Below are 17140 nucleotides of genomic sequence, written 5' to 3' on the forward strand. Positions count from 1 at the left end.
GTCGGGCTTACTGTAGCACTTTTTTACCCTGTCCGGCACACTGCATCGCATTGCAATACACTGTATCAATATGTAATATCTTCGCCAATGTATCACGATGCAATACACTGCATTGATAATAATAATCCTCCCGGAGCACCTGCTATGAACAGCCCGCCGGTGGCGATGCCGCCGCCGCATCCTTTTACCCTGCGCCTGGCTCTCGGGCTGATCGGGGTGCTGATCGCCACGCTCAGTTCCGGCCTTAACGATCGCGTAACCGATCTGGCGCTGGCGGATATCCGTGCGGCGATCGGCATCGACTACGATACCGGTAGCTGGATCACCTCGGCCTACCAGGCAGCAGAAGTTGCTGCGATGATGATCGCCCCGTGGCTGGCGGTGACCTTTTCCCTGCGCCGTTTTACCATGGTGGTGGCAACGGGGTTCGCCAGTCTGGCATTGATCCAGCCGTTAGTGACCGATCCCGCGCTGTTTATCACTCTTCGGGTGATTCAGGGCCTGTTCGGCGGTGCGCTGCCACCGATGCTGATGACCGTGGCGCTGCGCTTTCTGCCGCCGAACGTCAAGCTTTATGGCCTGGCGGCCTATGCGATGACCGCGACCTTCGGCCCGAATATGGCCGCCTCCCTCGCGGCCTTCTGGACCGATTCGGTTGGCTGGCAGTTTGCTTTCTGGCAGGTGATCCCACCCTGTCTGATTGCCGCCCTGCTGATCGGTTGGGGGCTGCCGCAGGACCCGCTGCGTCTTGAACGTTTGCGGCAAATCGATGCCTTTGGAATGGTGACCGGCTGTAGCGGTATGGCACTGCTGATCCTCGGCTTAACCCAGGGGGAACGGCTGGAGTGGTTTGAATCGCCGCTTATCGCCGGCCTGCTGCTGGCGTCCGCCGCACTGCTGGTGACCTTCTTTATTAACGAGTGGTATCATCCGCTGCCGCTGTTCAAATTGCAGATGCTACAGCGTAAAAATCTCACCCACGGCCTGCTGGTTCTGGCGGGGGTATTGATGGTGTCGCTCTCCGGATCGGCGCTGCCTTCAGTCTACTTTGCACAGATTGAGGGCTTCCGCACCGCACAGTTTGCCCCGCTGGCGCTAATCATCGGCCTGCCGCAGCTGCTGATCGCTCCGCTTGTCGCCACGCTGCTGAATCTTCGGCAGGTGGACTGCCGCTGGGTGTTAACCGCCGGGGCCGGACTGATGATCGCCTCCTGCCTGCTGGGCACGCAGCTGACCGATGAGTGGGCGCGGCAGAATTTCTGGCTAATCCAGGCACTGCAGGCTTTCGGCCAGCCGATGCTGATCCTGCCGGTACTGATGAGTGCCACCAGCGTGGTGATGCCGCCGGAAGGACCGTTTGCCTCGGCGATGTTTAATACCGTGCGCGGCTTTTCCAGCGTTGCGGCTGGCTGCCTGGTGGAGAACTTTCTCACCCATCGCGAGAAGTTCCACTCACACGTGCTGGTCGATAATCTGGGTAACCGCCCCTGGCTGATAACGGCAACGGGCAGTGAGGCGGCCAGCAGCCTCCAGCCGCTGCTACCAGATGGTTCAGCCAGCTCGACGGAAAATCTCAGCCACTTCAGTACGCTGGTCAAACATCAGGCGACAATCCTCAGTATCAGCGATACCTACCTGTTGATTATCGGCTTTGCTCTGCTGCTGGTCCTGCTGACCGCCTGGCTGCCTAAACGCGTCTGGCCGCCGCAAACCCTCATTAATTCTGCTTCGCGAACAACGAGAACAACATCATGAGTTTCACACCTGCAAAACGTACTTCACTGCTGGCGCTACTGTTGCTGGCCCTGCTGGGGATAGCCTTTTTTATCTGGTCGGCAATCGGCAGCCACGACTATCGCACCAATGACGCGGTGGTGACTGCCGACTACACGCTGGTGGCGCCAAAAATTTCCGGCTATATCAGTCAGGTGAGCGTGGCGGATAACCAGCAGGTGAAGGCTGGTGACCTGCTGGCAACAATTGACGATCGCGACTACCGCGTGGCACTGGAAACCGCCCGGGCGAATTTGCAGATTAGCGAAGCCAAACTGAGTAGCGTTCAAGCGCAGCTCGATCAGCAGCAGGCAACGATTGCGCAAAATGAAGCCGCAGTCACCGCCAGCCAGGCCTCACTGAACTATGCAGGGCAAAACGCAGAACGTTACCGCCAGCTGCTGAAAAGCGGCACGGCCACCGCCGACGAGCAGCAGAAATCGAACTCCACCATGCTGAGCGCTGCCGCCCAGGTGAAGCAGAGCCAGGCCGCCGTGCTTGCCGCCCGTAAGCAGGTCCCGGTACTGCAGGCCAGCGTGCGCCAGGCGGAAGCCGATATTGCCGCGTCGAAAGCCAGCGTCGATCAGGCCGAACTGAACCTTTCCTATACCCGCATCACCGCACCGATTTCCGGTACGGTAGGCCAGCGCTCGCTGCGTGAAGGTGCGTGGGTTTCTGCCGGTACACGCCTGCTGGCGGTCGTTCCGCTACAGCAAAGCTATGTGCTGGCGAATTTCCTGGAAACGCAGCTGGCGCACGTCAGCAGCGGGCAGCCGGTCAGTATTACCGTTGACGCCCTGCCCGGCGTCACCCTGCGCGGCCACGTTGACAGCATTGCTCCGGCAACCGGCTCAACGTTTGCAGCAATCACCGCGGATAATGCCACCGGCAACTACACCAAAGTGGTCCAGCGCCTGCCGGTAAAAATCATTCTGGAGAGGGATCAGCCGGATCTGGCTCGTCTGCGAGTGGGAATGTCAGTGATTCCTGAATTAGAAATTCGCTAAATGTGAGAAAGTTCTCAGCACAATCGCCTTTATTTTGCCAGGCAATGCGGGTAGATTAGCGATCGATCCTGCCGTGGGTTCCCCATGGCTACCCTGCCTTAGCGCGTCCGGCATTAATAAGTCCGCCTGAGGTTGATTCTGTTCGCGTTACGCTGGTCCGGGATCGCCATAGCCGTAACCGCGCAGAGGAGCTGTTCGTGAAATACGCGTTTATGGGGATCTCGTTTATCCTGTTCCTTTGGGTCGGCACCTTTTATCTGATGCTGTAGAGCTTCCCGAAAAGAGGGTCAGGCATGCCTGACCCTTGTTGATTCCGCTCGCTATCAGAGCGTTTCTGCGCTACCTTTCGCGGCAGATGACAATATGCCATCTGCCCGGAACATGGTTTTAATCCCTCTTACCGCCTGACGTATACGATCGCTGTTCTCAATCAGCGCAAATCGTACGTGGGTGTCGCCATAGTCACCAAAACCAATTCCCGGTGAAACGCAGACTTTGGCTTCCTGCAGCAGCAGCCTGGCAAACTCCAGCGATCCCAGATGGGCATACTGCTCGGGAATTTTGGCCCAGACGTACATTGAGGCTTTAGGGTTCTCGACCATCCACCCCGCTTCGTGCAGTCCCTTCACCAGCACATCGCGGCGGCGCTTGTACTGCTCGGCAATATCGCGTACGCATTGCTGATCGCCCTCCAGCGCGGCAATGGCCGCAACCTGCAGTGGGGTAAACGTGCCGTAGTCGTGATAGCTTTTAATGCGCGCCAGCGCGGCAACCAGATCTTTATTTCCCACCATAAAACCAATACGCCAGCCGGCCATATTGTAGCTTTTTGACAGGGTGAAGAACTCAACTGCGACGTCGCGCGCGCCCGGAACTTCCATAATCGACGGCGCTTTCCACCCGTCATAAACGATATCGGCATAGGCCAGATCGTGAACCACCAGCACGTTATACTGCTTCGCCAGAGCGATGACGCGCTCAAAGAAGCCCAGCTCCACACACTGCGCGGTCGGGTTGGAGGGGAAGCCGAGGATCATCATTTTTGGCTTGGGGTAGCTTTCGCGGATGGCGCGTTCGAGTTCGTTAAAGAAGTCAACACCCGCCACCAGCGGCACGGAACGCACCTGCGCGCCGGCGATAACCGCGCCGTAAATATGGATCGGGTAGCTGGGATTCGGCACCAGCACCGTATCGCCATGATCGAGCGTCGCCAGCATCAGGTGCGCCAGACCCTCTTTCGAACCGATGGTGGCAATGGCTTCCGATTCCGGGTCAATCTCCACCTGGTAGCGATCGGCATACCAGCGGGAAATCGCCCGGCGCAGGCGGGGAATACCGCGCGAGGTGGAATAGCCGTGGGTATCTTCGCGCTGGGCAACGGTGCAGAGTTTTTCCACAATGTGCGGTGGCGTTGGGCCATCGGGATTGCCCATGCTGAAATCGATTATATCTTCGCCACGACGACGTGCGGCCATCTTCAGTTCAGCGGTGATGTTGAACACGTAGGGTGGAAGGCGTTCTATACGGGAGAAACGACGGGTTGAACTGATATCAGCCATAGTATTTTTGCTCGCTTACGTTAGCGCCCGGACCGTCCGAGCGACGCCGGCCACTGCGGTGGCCGTGCAACGAACATAGCGTAATATTCCGAGGGATGTCGATAGGCCGGATAAAATTTTTTATCCCAGTGGATTAACGCGTCCAAACAGCCAGTCATTCACCCACTGCCCGCGCAGCAGATAATTATCCCGCAGCGTACCTTCCAGCTCGAAGCCGTTTTTTTCCAGCACCCGGCGTGAAGCCCAGTTGCCCTCCACCACCTGCGCCTTCAGCTTATGGAACTCGCAGTCGCGGAACAAATACGCGCTCAGCGCGGCCAGCGCTTCGCTGCCGTAGCCGCGACCAAAATGGGCGCTGAGCAGCGAATAACCGACTTCCGCCTGCCGGTACGGCGCCCATTCGGCATTGGTGCCGATCAGCCCCACCGCTTCACCATCCTCTTTGCGCCGTACCACCAGGCACAGCATATGGAAACTGGTGATCTGCCAGGGCGCAAGACGGTCCTGAAAGCGCTGACGGATGTCCGCCAGCTGCGGCACGGCGCTGATAAACCGCATGCTGGTTTCATCACTGTGTACCTGTAAAAACAGCTGCCAGTCTTCCGGCTCGAGCCGGGTGAGAATTAATCGCTCTGAGGTCAGTTGCATAGATATCTCAAAATAAGGAAAAATCCAGACGTTAGACGTTTTTTAAGTACCGCTTTTCACCCACTAATGACGTGACGTTAGCAAAAAAGTGCGCGGATAACGACAGGATGCCGTGGCAAAATCCATTTTTGGCTAGACGATCTCAATATCATTGTTATGGTTATTCATGTCGTTGAAAAAAGACTAAGATAAGTTTTACCAGAGGATATGGCAGAGAATGTTTTCCCAGGGCTTTTTCATATCGCAAATCTGAAAATTCACATTCTCTTTTTAGCACTCGGTTTTTCCTCTATTAATCTAAAATTCATCCTTACACCGCGATATCGGAACTAAGTACGGCGGTAACCCCCTTTTAGATTGCAGACTTTCCTCAATTCACGGTGAAAAATCGTCAATCCGGCCCAAAGTCGCCGAAAATATCAACATCCTCTTTTTACTACTCAAGATTTCCCCTATTAACACATCAATATCGCCGAACCCTGCCACAGTCGTAGCGCATCAGCCCGCCTTTTCTTATCATAGTGACATTGCTCCCCGTCAGCCGAGATGCCCGTGCATTCTATGTTTGAAATGTTGCTCGCCGTATTTGACCGCGCAGCGCTGATGCTCATCAGTCTGTTTTTTATCACCCGCACCCGCCATTTTCGCCAGCTGCTGCAAAAGGATGAGCATTCGCGCCAGGAACTGTTCGCCGTCACGGCGATCTTCTCGCTGTTTGCCCTGTTCAGCACCTGGACCGGCATTAACGTTGAAGGCTCGCTGGTTAACGTGCGCACCATTGCCATTATGTCCGGCGGCATCCTGTTTGGCCCCTGGGTAGGGATTGCTACCGGCGTGATTGCCGGAGTCCACCGTTTTCTGATCGATATTCACGGCGTGACCTCGTTCCCCTGCCTGATTACCAGCATCGTGGCCGGTATCGCCTCCGGCTGGATTAACCTGAAAGTGGTGAAAGAGAAACGCTGGAGCGCCGGGATCGTTGGCGGCATGCTCTGTGAATCGCTGACCATGCTACTGATTGTACTGTGGGCTTCCCCGACCTCATTAGGAATTGGTATTGTTGCTGAAATCGCCATCCCGATGATCCTCGGAGCCAGCAGTATCGGCCTGATCGTGCTGCTGGTGCAGAGCGTAGAGGGCGAAAAGGAGGCCAGTGCGGCGCGCCAGGCCAAGCTGGCGCTGGATATTGCCAATAAGACTCTGCCGCTGTTCCGTCAGATCAACAGCCACTCCCTGCGCCAGGTGTGCGAAATCATTCGCAGCGATATCAAAGCGGATGCCGTGGCGATCACCGACAAACATCAGATCATGGCCTACGTCGGTTTTGGCGAAGAGAACTACCGCAACGGCGATGACGGCATCAGCCCGACTACCTCCGCGGCGATTTCCGAGGGTAAAATCATCATTAAGAACAACGATGAAGCCCATCGAACGCCGGAAATCCATTCGATGATTGTTATCCCGCTGTGGGAAAAAGGGGAAGTCACCGGCACGCTGAAAATTTACTACTGCCATGCGCACCGAATTACCTCTTCCCTGAAGGAGATGGCCATCGGCCTGTCGCAGATCATCTCCACCCAGCTGGAAGTGTCGCGCGCCGAACAGCTGCGGGAAATGGCCAATAAAGCCGAGCTGAGGGCGCTGCAAAGCAAGATTAACCCCCACTTCCTGTTTAATGCGCTGAATGCCATCTCTTCCTCTATCCGGCTTAATCCGGACACCGCGCGGCAGCTGATTACCAATCTCTCCCGCTATCTGCGCTACAACCTTGAACTGAACGATGATGAAATCATTGATATCAAGAAAGAGCTGTATCAGGTGAAGGACTACATCGCCATTGAGCAGGCGCGATTCGGCGATAAGCTAACTGTGATCTACGATATACAGGAAGATGTCAGCTGTTCGCTACCCAGCCTGCTGATCCAGCCGCTGATCGAGAATGCGATTGTTCACGGTATTCATCCCTGTCGGGGCAAGGGAGTGGTGACGTTAAGTATCCAGGATCATGGCGATCGCGTACGGATTGCGGTGCGTGATACCGGCAACGGTATTGCCGAAGAGGTTATCGCCCGGGTGGAGAATAATGAGATGCCGGGCAATAAAATCGGCCTGCTGAACGTTCATCATCGGGTCAGGTTATTGTATGGTGAGGGGTTGCATATCCACCGGCTGAATCCGGGCACGGAGATTTCCTTCTATATTAGTAAAAATGGGACTTCCCTGCCGGAAAATGAGCGTATTTCGCTGTCGGTATAATTTTTGTAAACCGGGAAAACGTTGTGAAAGCGATTATTGTTGAAGATGAATTTCTGGCCCAGCAGGAGCTGAGCTGGCTTATCCGTCAGCACAGCCAGATTGTCATTGAAGCGACCTTCGATGACGGGCTGGACGTTCTGAAATATCTGCAAAGCCATCAGGTAGACGTGATATTTCTGGATATCAATATTCCCTCGCTGGACGGTATGCTGCTGGCGCAAAACATCAGTAAGTTCGCCAATAAGCCGCTGATAGTGTTTATTACCGCCTATAAAGAGCACGCGGTGGATGCTTTTGAACTGGAAGCATTCGACTACATTCTTAAGCCGTACCATGAGATGCGCATTATCACCCTGCTGCGCAAACTGGAAAACCACGTCAGTCAGGACCCGGTAAAAAATACCGCCACTCCGCGCCCCGCTTCTCACAGCATCAATCTGGTGAAAGACGAGCGTATTATCGTGACCGATATCAACGATATTTATTATGCCGAAGCGCATGAAAAGCTGACGTTCGTGTATACCCGGCGGGAAGAGTATGTGATGTCGATGAACATGACGGAATTTTGCAGCCGTCTGCCAGAAGAGTACTTCTTCCGCTGTCATCGCTCGTACTGCGTTAATCTCAGCAAAATCCGCGAGATTGAACCCTGGTTCAACAATACCTACATTTTGAAACTGCGCGATCTGGAGTTTCAGGTGCCGGTAAGCCGCAGCAAGGTGAAGGAGTTTCGCCAGCTGATGCGCCTGTAATGATGCATCAGCTGGCGGAAGGGCAGCTTTAGAGCACCTGGCCCAGCGTCTGACGCAGATGCGCACCGGCACCCAGCAGGCCCGGCTGATCGTGAGTGATCAGATACACCGGAATATCACTAACGTAGTCTTTGAAGCGACCTTTATCTTCAAATGCGGCGCGGAAACCGGAAGCCTTAAAGAAATCGAGGAAGCGCGGCACGATACCGCCGGCAATAAATACGCCGCCGAAGGTGCCCAGATTCAGCGCCAGGTTGCCGCCGAAGCGCCCCATAATCACGCAAAACATCGACAGCGCGCGGCGGCAGTCGGTACAGCTGTCGGCCAGCGCCCGCTCGGTGACGTCGCGCGGCTTCAGCGCTTCCGGCACGCGGCCGTCTGACTTCACAATCGCACGATAAAGATTCACCAGACCGCCGCCGGAGAGAATACGCTCGGCGGAAACGTGGCCCAGTTCGGCACGCAGCACTTCGAGGATCTGATCTTCTTCTTCGCTATTGGCCGCGAAATCCACATGACCGCCTTCACCCGGCAGACTGACCCAGCGTTTATCGACATGCACCAGGTGAGAAACTCCAAGCCCGGTTCCTGCGCCGTAAATGGCGATCGGTTTGTCTTTCACAGGCGCTTTGCCGCCGAACTGCATGAGATGCTCTTCCTGCAACATCGGTACTGCCATCGACACAGCGGTAAAATCGTTGATAATTTCCAGATGCTTCAGGCCGAGGCTGGCTTTCATCTCACTGGTGGAAAATGCCCAGTCGTGGTTGGTCATTTCAACCCGGTCACCGGTGATCGGGCAGGCGATAGCAATACAGGCATCGTGAATTTCCTGCTGCTGTTCATCACGCCAGGTACGGATCACCGCTTCCAGACTGTCATAGTCAGAGGTGGAGAACGTTTTGGCCTGCGAGATGGCACCGCTTTCAAGATGACAGAGTGCCAGGCGCGCATTTGTGCCGCCGACATCACCTACCAAAGCATACTGGGTCATTATGGTTTTGCTCCGCTTAATCAAGTAAACACACTATAAATTTCCACTGCGAAAACAACAACGCCCACCGGGAGTAAAGGTGAGCGTTTAGGGCTAAAATTCATCCTTTCGGAAAATTGCAGCCTGTTGACCGGATTGAACGACTGAAATCGCCGCCTTTACCGGCTGTTGCGCTCGTGCAGTGAGCGGGTAACCGCCGCCAGCAGCGGCGGAATATCGGCTCGCGGCAGCACCACTTCCACCAGCGATAAGCGTGAACTGCTGGCCGCCAGCTGCATAACGTCTTCAAGCTGCACGGTTTGCGTCACCCGCCAGCTTTCCGCCGGATTATCCAGACTCAGCGCTTCGGTCAGGTGCGTCCAGTTCCACCGGGCAATATCGTTATAGCGCTGTTCGGCGCCGTGGATTGCCCGTTCGACCGTATAGCCGTCGTTATTCAGCAGGAAGATAATCGGACGCTGACCATCGCGCAGCATGGTGCCCAGTTCCTGCACCGTTAGCTGCGCAGAGCCGTCGCCGATAATCAGGATCACCCGGCGGCCAGGCTCTGCCGTACCGGCACCAAAGGCGGCAGGCAGCGTATAGCCTATCGATCCCCACAGCGTTTGTACCAGCAGGCGAGTATTTTCCGGTAGCCGCAGCGCGGCAATGCCAAACGCGGCGGTCCCCTGATCGGCAAGAACGATATCGCCGGGACGCAAGAACGCCTGCATGGCCTGCCAGAAACTGCCCTGGGTTAGCGATGCAGAACGATCCTCTGCCATCACGGGAGGAGCAACAATATGCTGCCGCCAGCCGCTCCCGTGCCGCCTTGCCAGCCGGTGCAACACCTCCAGCGCTGCTGCCATCGGTATATCGAGGAAACAGCGTTCCCGAACCCGGCATTCGTTCAGGCCGACATCGATGGTTTTACCGCTGTCGATCTGCTGGGTAAACCCGGCGGTGACGGTATCGGTGAACTTAACACCAATGGTGATAATCACTTCGCTCTGCTCAATCACCTCGCGGGTGCTCTCCGCGCTGGACGCGCCGGCATAAGTTCCGGCAAAGCCGTACAGGCTTTCGGGCACCACGCTTTTGCCCATCAACAGAGTGGCAAACGGCATCGGCACCTCCCGCAGCCAGGTAGCCAGCCTTTCCTGCTGTCCCGTACGGTCGGCAAGGAAGTCCGCCAGCATCGCTACGCTGCGGGCGCAGGCCAGCAGCTGTTCTGCCGCGTCGGCAAACGCCGCCAGCTGCCGCTCGTGATTGTTGATGTGCAGATCTAAAGGCGATGACGGCGGTGAAATCGGACTTGCCGCAACGTTGGTGGCCAGCAGCAGATATACCGGTCGATGCTCGGTCAGCGCACTGCGCAGTAGCCGGTCAATTTCAGACGCGGCGTTATCGGCGGTCAGCACGCTGCTGGCCACCGATATTTCCTGATGCATGCGCAGAAAATGCCGAAAATCCCCATCGCCCAGCGTGTGATGCAGCAGTTCAGCGTTATGCTGCGAGCTCTGCGACGGCGCACCGACAATATGCACCACCGGCAGATATTCCGCATAGCTGCCGGCCACACCGTTGATGGCACTGAGCTCACCGACGCCGAAGGTGGTCAGCAACGCGGCGGCCCCCCGGCAGCGGGCATAGCCATCAGCGGCGTAGGCAGCGTTAAGCTCATTGGCACAGCCGACCCACGCCAGTCGTGGATGGGCAATCACGCTGTCGAGAAATTGCAGATTGTAGTCGCCCGGCACGCCAAACAGATGGTCAATGCCCGTCTCATTCAAACGTTCCAGCAGATAATCACCCACGGTATAACTGTTCATTGCTCACACTCCTCTGCGGGGCATAACCTGAGTATTAGCGATAATTTTCACCCCGTTAGCAGAAAGGCTGCTCCGAGAATGGCAACAGAACGTTACGCTAATAATTCTCCGTGAGTTGCGATCCGTGGCGCTATTTTTGTTAGTGTAACCGTATACACTGATCAACTAATTCGCCTTATTTCTTCTTAACTGACGGGATTTTTTTATGTTTTATCAGGCAGATGAACAGCGTTATCAAAACATGACCTACTACCGATGTGGCCGCAGCGGCCTGAAGCTTCCAGCAATTTCTCTGGGGCTGTGGCACAATTTTGGCGACAGTACCCGGGTTGACGTCAGTCGTGACCTGCTGCGTCACGCCTTTGATAACGGTATCACTCATTTCGATCTGGCCAACAACTACGGCCCACCGCCGGGATCTGCCGAAGAGCATTTTGGCCGCATCCTGCGGGAAGATTTTCGCCCGTGGCGCGATGAGCTGATTATTTCCAGTAAAGCCGGCTATACCATGTGGCCAGGCCCCTACGGCGACTGGGGTTCACGTAAATATCTGATTTCCAGCCTTGACCAGAGCCTGAAGCGTATGGGTCTGGAGTACGTGGATATCTTCTATCATCACCGCCCGGACCCGGAAACCCCGCTGGAAGAGACCATGACCGCCCTCGACCATCTGGTACGTCAGGGGAAGGCGCTGTACGTCGGGCTGTCTAACTATCCGGCGGCGCTGGCGGCCGAAGCTATCACCATACTGAAAGATTTGGGTACCCCCTGCCTTATCCACCAACCGAAATATTCCATGTTCGAACGCGCACCGGAAGCGGGCCTGCTGGACGTGCTGTCCGAACAGGGCGTTGGCAGCATAGCCTTCTCGCCGCTGGCCGGAGGCATGCTCACCGATCGCTATCTGAACGGCATTCCTGAGGATTCACGTGCCGCCAGCGGCAGCCGCTTCCTGAGTGAGGATCATCTGACCGCCGAGAAGATGGAGAAGGTTCGCCGCCTCAACACCATTGCGCAGCTGCGCGGGCAGAAGCTGTCACAGATGGCGCTGGCCTGGGTGCTGCGCGGTGACCGCGTGACCTCGGTGCTGATCGGCGCCAGCAAAACCAGCCAGATTGATGATGCACTGGGAATGCTGGATAACCGCAGCTTTAGCGCGGAAGAACTGGCACAGATTGATGCCATTCTTGGCTGATTAGCGTGCTGGCGTGCTGGCGTGCTGGCGTGCTGGCGTGCTGGCGTGCTGGCGTGCTGCGCAGGTTTAGCTTATCCCACTGCGACCGCCAGCAAATTATCGTTTCAGGTTACAGTCAGGAACTGCCGCCAGTTTCCCCGCGCTTCAGGTTAAAACACCGCCTGAAGCGCGGGGTTTGAAACTGTACAGCGTGTCGCCAATTTTACCGTACTGACTCGTTCATCTTTCAACCAGCCATTTTCTCTGTGCCATCCATCCTCCCGGACAGGCCCGTGACCGATCGGTTTTCTCCCCTTGCCCCAGATAATTCCCAAATCCGCATCTTTTGTTGCATTTCAGACTCCGCCAGTCGTCACGCACTGAGCACGCCCCTATTCTGCTGATACAGTGGAGAAGTCGGGCTGCTGATGAGGAGATAATATGAAACGTTTATTGTTGATTGCCGCTTTACTGGCATGTTTATCACCGCTGGCTCTGCACACAGCACAGGCAGACAGCGCAAGAATAACTCTGGCTCCGGGCATTACTTTGCATTTGGGCGACCGTGACGATCGGGGCCGCTATTGGGACGGCGGGCGCTGGCGTGATGACCGCTGGTGGCGCAATAACTATCGCTACGATGAAGGGCGCTGGTGGCGGCACGAGCAGTGGCGACGCCATGAAGAGATGCGCCGCCATCATCAGTGGGAGAAAGAGCGACGCTGGCGGGAACATGAGCGCCGCCGCGAATGGAGACAACACGAGCGCGACCGCCGCCATCACCATTAAAAGCATAAATAGTCTTTAAAAAAACGGGGCAATCCGCTGAAAGATTGCCCCGTTTTATTGCAGAAATGAAATTACAGCCCTGCGGCCATCGACACCAGCAGATAGCCGTTAAGCAGCACCACAATCACCACGATCAGCCGACCAATATTCTGCATCAGCCGCGAATTGACCATATCGCCCATCAGTTCGCGATTGCCGGTAAAAGCCAGCAGCGGCACCAGCGCCAGCGCAATACCAAAGCTCAGCACCACCTGGCTCATCACCAGAATGCGAGTCGGGTCCCAGCCCGCAATGATGACGACAAAAGACGGCACCATAGTAATAACGCGACGCACCAGCAGCGGGATATGGAAGTGGATAAAGCCCTGCATCACCACCTGCCCGGCCATCGTGCCAACGACCGTAGATGACAGACCGGCGGCCAGCAGGCTCAGGCCAAACACCACCGCAGCCGCTTTGCCCAATAGAGGATCAAGGGTGAGGTAGGCCTCATCCAGGTCGGCAATACCGCTGTGCCCGCTGAAATGAAACGCGGCGGCGGCGGTAGCCATCATTGCCAGATTAACGAATCCGGCAATGGTCATGGCAATGGCAACATCCAGCTTTGTGGAGCTGTAGCGCTCGCTGTGCGTGCCGCCATCACTCTTCTGGGTCAGCGAAGAGTGGAGGTAGATCACGTGCGGCATAATGGTCGCACCCAGCACCCCGGCGGCAAGCAACACCGCGTCAGCGGTTGGCAGCGATGGCACCGCCATACCCTGCAGTAAATCCACCACTTTCGGCTGGGAGAAAAACAGTTCGATCACGTAGGCGGCGGCGACAAACAGCAGCAGACCGCCAATCACCAGTTCAAGCGGCTTTTGGCCTCGGCTTTGCAACATCAGAATCAGGAAGGTGGCCACCCCGGTGAGCATGGCGCCCTGCAGCAGGCTGACGCCAAAGACCAGCTTGAAGCCGATCGCCGCACCGATAAACTCAGCAAGATCGGTAGCCATGGCAATAATTTCTGCCTGCACCCAGTAGAACCAGACTGCCGGGCGGGGGAAGCGATCGCGAATATGCTCACACAGGTTTTTACCGGTGGCGATGCCCAGCTTGGCCGACATCAGCTGAATCACCATCGCCATAATGTTGGCCCAGACTACCACCCACAGCAATTTGTAGCCGTAAGAGGCACCGGCCTGAATATTGGTGGCGAAGTTGCCGGGATCGATGTAGCCGATCGCCGCGATGAAGGCAGGCCCCATCAGAGTAAATTTAATTTTCCGGTTACTGCGGACGCTCTGCTGCGCAGTGCGACTTTCCAGCATAGTGGTGACCCCTGATCTGCGGCTGATACGCTCTTTTGCCGTATATGATAATGATGATTAAACGCGTTTGTAATGGTTATAGTTATCGCTGTGATAGCCATCGCTATAAAATATAGCACTGGCTATACTTTAAGGTACAGTACGTCAAAGCTAAAAATTGAGCAACCTCTTTCACTGTAGGGCATTCAGAATTCACTTACCAGGTACAGGGTGTTTTTTTCATCGCCTTTTCAGCGCAATTACGCTAAGTAGTATGAAGTGAACGATCCAGGCAGGGGAAATTTCGGTGAGTGAAGAGAAAAACCTGTGACGGCTCATACTTTTCTGCAAAAACCTGTAATAGCTAATTGTTATATTGTAGATTAAGTCTCGTTTTTCCAAACCTTGTTACATAGAATGTGCAACGAAATATAACTGCCCTCAAATTATTGGAGCAAACATGTCCCGCATTCTGCACTTTGCACTGGCACTGGCGGTGGTTGCGCTGTTGGCCTTACTGGTCAGCCGCGACCGAAAAAATATCCGCGTCCGCTTCGTTATCCAGCTTTTGGTGATCGAAGTTCTGCTGGCCTGGTTCTTCCTGAACTCTGAAGTCGGTCTTGGTTTCGTTAAAGGCTTCTCGGATCTGTTCGAAAAACTGCTGAAGTACGCGGCGGAAGGTACCAACTTTGTCTTCGGTAATATGAGCGACAAAGGCCTGGCCTTCTTCTGGCTTAACGTTCTGTGCCCAATCGTCTTTATCTCTGCGTTGATCGGTATTCTGCAGCATTTCCGCATTCTGCCAATCATCATCCGCGCCATCGGTACGGTGCTGTCGAAGATCAACGGCATGGGTAAACTGGAATCCTTTAACGCGGTAAGTTCGCTGATTTTGGGACAGTCAGAAAACTTTATCGCCTATAAAGATATTCTTGGAAAAATGTCCGAACGCCGCATGTACACCATGTCAGCAACCGCCATGTCAACGGTTTCTATGTCGATTGTGGGTGCCTACATGACCATGCTGCAGCCTAAGTACGTTGTGGCGGCGCTGATCCTGAATATGTTCAGTACCTTTATTGTGCTGTCGCTGATCAACCCTTACCGCGTTGAGAACGAAGATGACCTGAAGCTGAACAATACGCACAAAGGTCAGAGCTTCTTTGAAATGCTGGGTGAATACATTCTTGCCGGTTTCAAAGTTGCAGTGATCGTTGCCGCGATGCTGATTGGTTTCATCGCGCTGATCTCCGGTATTAATGCCCTGTTTGATACCATTTTCGGCATCAGCTTCCAGGGTATTCTTGGCTACGTGTTCTTCCCGTTTGCCTGGGTGATGGGCGTTCCTGCCGGTGAAGCGCTGCAGGTTGGCAGCATCATGGCAACTAAACTGGTGTCTAACGAGTTTGTTGCAATGATGGATCTGCAGAAGATTGCCTCCCAGCTGTCACCGCGTGCGGAAGGTATCCTGTCAGTGTTCCTGGTTTCCTTCGCTAACTTCTCTTCGATCGGTATCGTTGCCGGTGCGATTAAAGGCCTGAATGAAGAACAGGGTAACGTCGTGTCCCGCTTCGGCCTGAAGCTGCTGTACGGCTCAACGCTGGTCAGCGTGTTGTCGGCTTCTATCGCCGGACTGGTGCTGTAACACGAATCGGGGCCTGATGGCCCCGATTTTCATTTGGTCAAACCGCCGTCTGATGCTGTCACCGCTTTACCCACCGTCACATGCTTCTGACACTGTCCGCTTTCCTGAACACATTCGTTTACGGTGTTTACCGCCTGTTATCACATCATCTCAACCGACCGGATGACACTTCACTCCCCGATCGCCACGCGCTGCGCCACAACATTGCTGATTTGCTGGTTAATAACGAACAATTATTGATTTCACTCGCCTTTTAATCCGGCTTAGTGTGGCCCTCTGAATTGCCACCCTTCGACGTTTACTGCGGATTGTTGTTGATGAAGGCCAGTCGTTCAACGACAGAGCGTTCATTTCCGACAGTAGCGATCTCTTTCACTTACTGTCTGGAACTCTCTTATGACCGAAAATACCCTGTTAACCCGCGACTACCCTCAACTGCGCCTGGATCTGCAAAACCATCAGGAAGTTGCGCTGGTTGATGTGCGGGAAGAAGTCCAGTTTGACAGTGGGCTGCCCAACCCGGTTTACGCCCTGCGTGACGGCATCCTCAGCTGGACGCGGGCAGGACTGAAGCTGGAAGCGAATCAGACGCATCGTTAGCGCGAACTACGCCAATGCGCATATTCCAGGGGCAGCGTGGCTCCAGCGCTCGGTACTGACCACAGAAGAAGCCGCCGTGCTGCCGGATTCACCACGCTATGTTGTGACCTGCGGCAGCAGCCTGCTGGCGCGCTATTCCATCCCGAAACAGGAGCAGCTGACCGGCAAGCCGGTGCTGGCGCTGAAGGGAGGTAACACCGCCTGGAAAGCCGCCAGTCTGCCGGTGGAAAACGGAGAAACCCGGCTGCTGCTGCCGCGCGTCGATCGTTACCTGCGACCTTATGAAGGCAAAGATATCTCCCCGGCGACTTTACAGGCCTATCTTGACTGGGAACGCGGCCTGATTGCTCAGCTGGATCGCGATGGTACCCATGGTTTTCAGGTATTGAGATAAGGCTCCCGGGGGGGCGAGCTGACTGAGGCCAGGGATGTGTGCTGTGATTTGCTGAAGGTTATGGCAACGCAGAGTAGTCGAGTGGAAAAGCGATTATTTTCCCTGGCGCGCACTCAAAAGAGCGAACGATTAACCGGGGGCTGAAGCTGGCTTCCCGGTTTTTTATGTACTCAGCTATGTGGTCATAAAAAATGAACGAAAAAATCCGCCTAAGCAGATTTAATTTTAACAACGACCTGTTTGAGAATTTGGTGGAGATAAGCGGGATCGAACCGCTGACCTCTTGCATGCCATGCAAGCGCTCTCCCAGCTGAGCTATACCCCCACTACTAAACTCTGTTTTTCGGTACCACCTGAATCTTCTGGTAAGATTTGGTGGAGATAAGCGGGATCGAACCGCTGACCTCTTGCATGCCATGCAAGCGCTCTCCCAGCTGAGCTATACCCCC

14 protein-coding genes, 2 tRNA genes and 1 pseudogene are annotated in these 17140 nt (G+C 55.2%); 10 read left to right on the plus strand and 7 right to left on the minus strand.

What is annotated here, in order from left to right; translation table 11 throughout:
* The first annotated feature begins 144 nt into the window (after positions 1-144).
* The 3 genes from AC07U6_RS21070 (at position 145) to ypdK (ending at position 3049) form a co-directional block, all read left to right on the plus strand.
* The gene (locus tag AC07U6_RS21070) at positions 145-1755 is read left to right on the plus strand and encodes an MFS transporter (protein WP_494763344.1); all 1611 of its coding nucleotides are present in this window, start codon (positions 145-147) and stop codon (positions 1753-1755) included.
* The gene (locus tag AC07U6_RS21075) at positions 1752-2780 is read left to right on the plus strand and encodes an HlyD family secretion protein (RefSeq protein WP_494763345.1); all 1029 of its coding nucleotides are present in this window, start codon (positions 1752-1754) and stop codon (positions 2778-2780) included. Before AC07U6_RS21070 ends, AC07U6_RS21075 begins: the two co-directional genes overlap by 4 nt.
* Before the next feature lie 197 nt (positions 2781-2977).
* Positions 2978-3049 carry a membrane protein YpdK gene (ypdK, locus tag AC07U6_RS21080; protein WP_494764524.1) on the plus strand — a complete coding sequence of 24 codons (72 nt, stop codon included), beginning with the start codon at positions 2978-2980 and terminating at the stop codon, positions 3047-3049.
* A 54-nt stretch (positions 3050-3103) separates the two neighbouring features.
* Here ypdK and alaC read toward each other — a convergent pair whose 3' ends face one another.
* Positions 3104-4339: an alanine transaminase gene (gene alaC, locus AC07U6_RS21085; protein ID WP_494763346.1), complete on the minus strand. Its 1236-nt coding sequence runs from the start codon at positions 4337-4339 to the stop codon at positions 3104-3106.
* A gap of 120 nt (positions 4340-4459) precedes the next feature.
* Entirely contained in the window at positions 4460-4987 is a 528-nt protein-coding gene (locus tag AC07U6_RS21090; RefSeq protein ID WP_494763347.1) for a GNAT family N-acetyltransferase, read from the minus strand.
* 570 nt (positions 4988-5557) lie between these two features.
* Here AC07U6_RS21090 and AC07U6_RS21095 point away from each other — a divergent pair.
* Positions 5558-7243 (plus strand): LytS/YhcK type 5TM receptor domain-containing protein, encoded by a 1686-nt coding sequence (locus AC07U6_RS21095; protein ID WP_494764525.1) that lies wholly within the window; start codon positions 5558-5560, stop codon positions 7241-7243.
* 23 nt (positions 7244-7266) lie between these two features.
* A complete protein-coding gene (locus AC07U6_RS21100; protein WP_494763348.1) occupies positions 7267-7995 on the plus strand; it encodes a LytR/AlgR family response regulator transcription factor in 729 nt (242 codons plus the stop codon).
* Positions 7996-8023: 28 nt separating this feature from the next.
* Here the strand turns inward: AC07U6_RS21100 and glk are convergent, their stop codons facing one another.
* Both glk and AC07U6_RS21110 read right to left on the minus strand, forming a co-directional pair.
* Positions 8024-8989 carry a glucokinase gene (glk, locus tag AC07U6_RS21105; RefSeq protein WP_494763349.1) on the minus strand — a complete coding sequence of 322 codons (966 nt, stop codon included), beginning with the start codon at positions 8987-8989 and terminating at the stop codon, positions 8024-8026.
* A gap of 158 nt (positions 8990-9147) precedes the next feature.
* Positions 9148-10800, minus strand: coding sequence for an alpha-keto acid decarboxylase family protein (locus AC07U6_RS21110; RefSeq protein WP_494763350.1), 1653 nt, complete (start codon positions 10798-10800; stop codon positions 9148-9150).
* 205 nt (positions 10801-11005) lie between these two features.
* On the opposite strand from AC07U6_RS21110, the gene mgrA reads away from it, so the two are divergent.
* Both mgrA and AC07U6_RS21120 read left to right on the plus strand, forming a co-directional pair.
* Positions 11006-11995: an L-glyceraldehyde 3-phosphate reductase gene (mgrA, locus tag AC07U6_RS21115; RefSeq protein WP_494763351.1), complete on the plus strand. Its 990-nt coding sequence runs from the start codon at positions 11006-11008 to the stop codon at positions 11993-11995.
* 420 nt (positions 11996-12415) lie between these two features.
* Complete coding sequence (locus AC07U6_RS21120; RefSeq protein ID WP_494763352.1) at positions 12416-12763, plus strand: DUF2502 domain-containing protein; 348 nt, start codon at positions 12416-12418, stop codon at positions 12761-12763.
* Between the two features lie 71 nt (positions 12764-12834).
* Here the strand turns inward: AC07U6_RS21120 and AC07U6_RS21125 are convergent, their stop codons facing one another.
* Positions 12835-14100 (minus strand): Nramp family divalent metal transporter, encoded by a 1266-nt coding sequence (locus AC07U6_RS21125; protein WP_494764526.1) that lies wholly within the window; start codon positions 14098-14100, stop codon positions 12835-12837.
* Positions 14101-14512: 412 nt separating this feature from the next.
* Between AC07U6_RS21125 and AC07U6_RS21130 the strand changes: the two genes are divergently transcribed.
* From AC07U6_RS21130 to AC07U6_RS21140, 3 genes and pseudogenes are all read left to right on the plus strand, one after another.
* Positions 14513-15697, plus strand: a complete 1185-nt coding sequence (locus AC07U6_RS21130; protein ID WP_494763353.1) for a NupC/NupG family nucleoside CNT transporter — start codon at positions 14513-14515, stop codon at positions 15695-15697.
* 396 nt (positions 15698-16093) lie between these two features.
* Positions 16094-16297 (plus strand): hypothetical protein, encoded by a 204-nt coding sequence (locus AC07U6_RS21135; protein ID WP_494763354.1) that lies wholly within the window; start codon positions 16094-16096, stop codon positions 16295-16297.
* A pseudogene (locus AC07U6_RS21140) lies at positions 16296-16691 on the plus strand (rhodanese-like domain-containing protein); the annotation flags it as partial. The gene AC07U6_RS21135 and the pseudogene AC07U6_RS21140, both read left to right, overlap by 2 nt.
* A 249-nt stretch (positions 16692-16940) precedes the next feature.
* Here the strand turns inward: AC07U6_RS21140 and AC07U6_RS21145 are convergent.
* Both AC07U6_RS21145 and AC07U6_RS21150 read right to left on the minus strand, forming a co-directional pair.
* A tRNA-Ala gene (locus AC07U6_RS21145) sits at positions 16941-17016 on the minus strand.
* Between the two features lie 48 nt (positions 17017-17064).
* Positions 17065-17140: transfer RNA gene (locus AC07U6_RS21150), tRNA-Ala, on the minus strand.

The organism is Erwinia sp. GW821-FHT03D09 (genome assembly GCF_059420805.1).

What these genes read in the sequence shown, in the direction of transcription:
- glk (WP_494763349.1), bottom strand. Translation starts at nt 8,989, where the DNA reads ATGACCCAGTATGCTTTGGTAGGTGATGTCGGCGGCACAAATGCGCGC.
- AC07U6_RS21120 (WP_494763352.1), top strand. Translation starts at nt 12,416, where the DNA reads ATGAAACGTTTATTGTTGATTGCCGCTTTACTGGCATGTTTATCACCG.
- mgrA (WP_494763351.1), top strand. Translation starts at nt 11,006, where the DNA reads ATGTTTTATCAGGCAGATGAACAGCGTTATCAAAACATGACCTACTAC.
- AC07U6_RS21095 (WP_494764525.1), top strand. Translation starts at nt 5,558, where the DNA reads ATGTTGCTCGCCGTATTTGACCGCGCAGCGCTGATGCTCATCAGTCTG.
- alaC (WP_494763346.1), bottom strand. Translation starts at nt 4,339, where the DNA reads ATGGCTGATATCAGTTCAACCCGTCGTTTCTCCCGTATAGAACGCCTT.
- AC07U6_RS21135 (WP_494763354.1), top strand. Translation starts at nt 16,094, where the DNA reads ATGACCGAAAATACCCTGTTAACCCGCGACTACCCTCAACTGCGCCTG.
- AC07U6_RS21110 (WP_494763350.1), bottom strand. Translation starts at nt 10,800, where the DNA reads ATGAACAGTTATACCGTGGGTGATTATCTGCTGGAACGTTTGAATGAG.
- AC07U6_RS21090 (WP_494763347.1), bottom strand. Translation starts at nt 4,987, where the DNA reads ATGCAACTGACCTCAGAGCGATTAATTCTCACCCGGCTCGAGCCGGAA.
- AC07U6_RS21075 (WP_494763345.1), top strand. Translation starts at nt 1,752, where the DNA reads ATGAGTTTCACACCTGCAAAACGTACTTCACTGCTGGCGCTACTGTTG.
- AC07U6_RS21070 (WP_494763344.1), top strand. Translation starts at nt 145, where the DNA reads ATGAACAGCCCGCCGGTGGCGATGCCGCCGCCGCATCCTTTTACCCTG.
- AC07U6_RS21130 (WP_494763353.1), top strand. Translation starts at nt 14,513, where the DNA reads ATGTCCCGCATTCTGCACTTTGCACTGGCACTGGCGGTGGTTGCGCTG.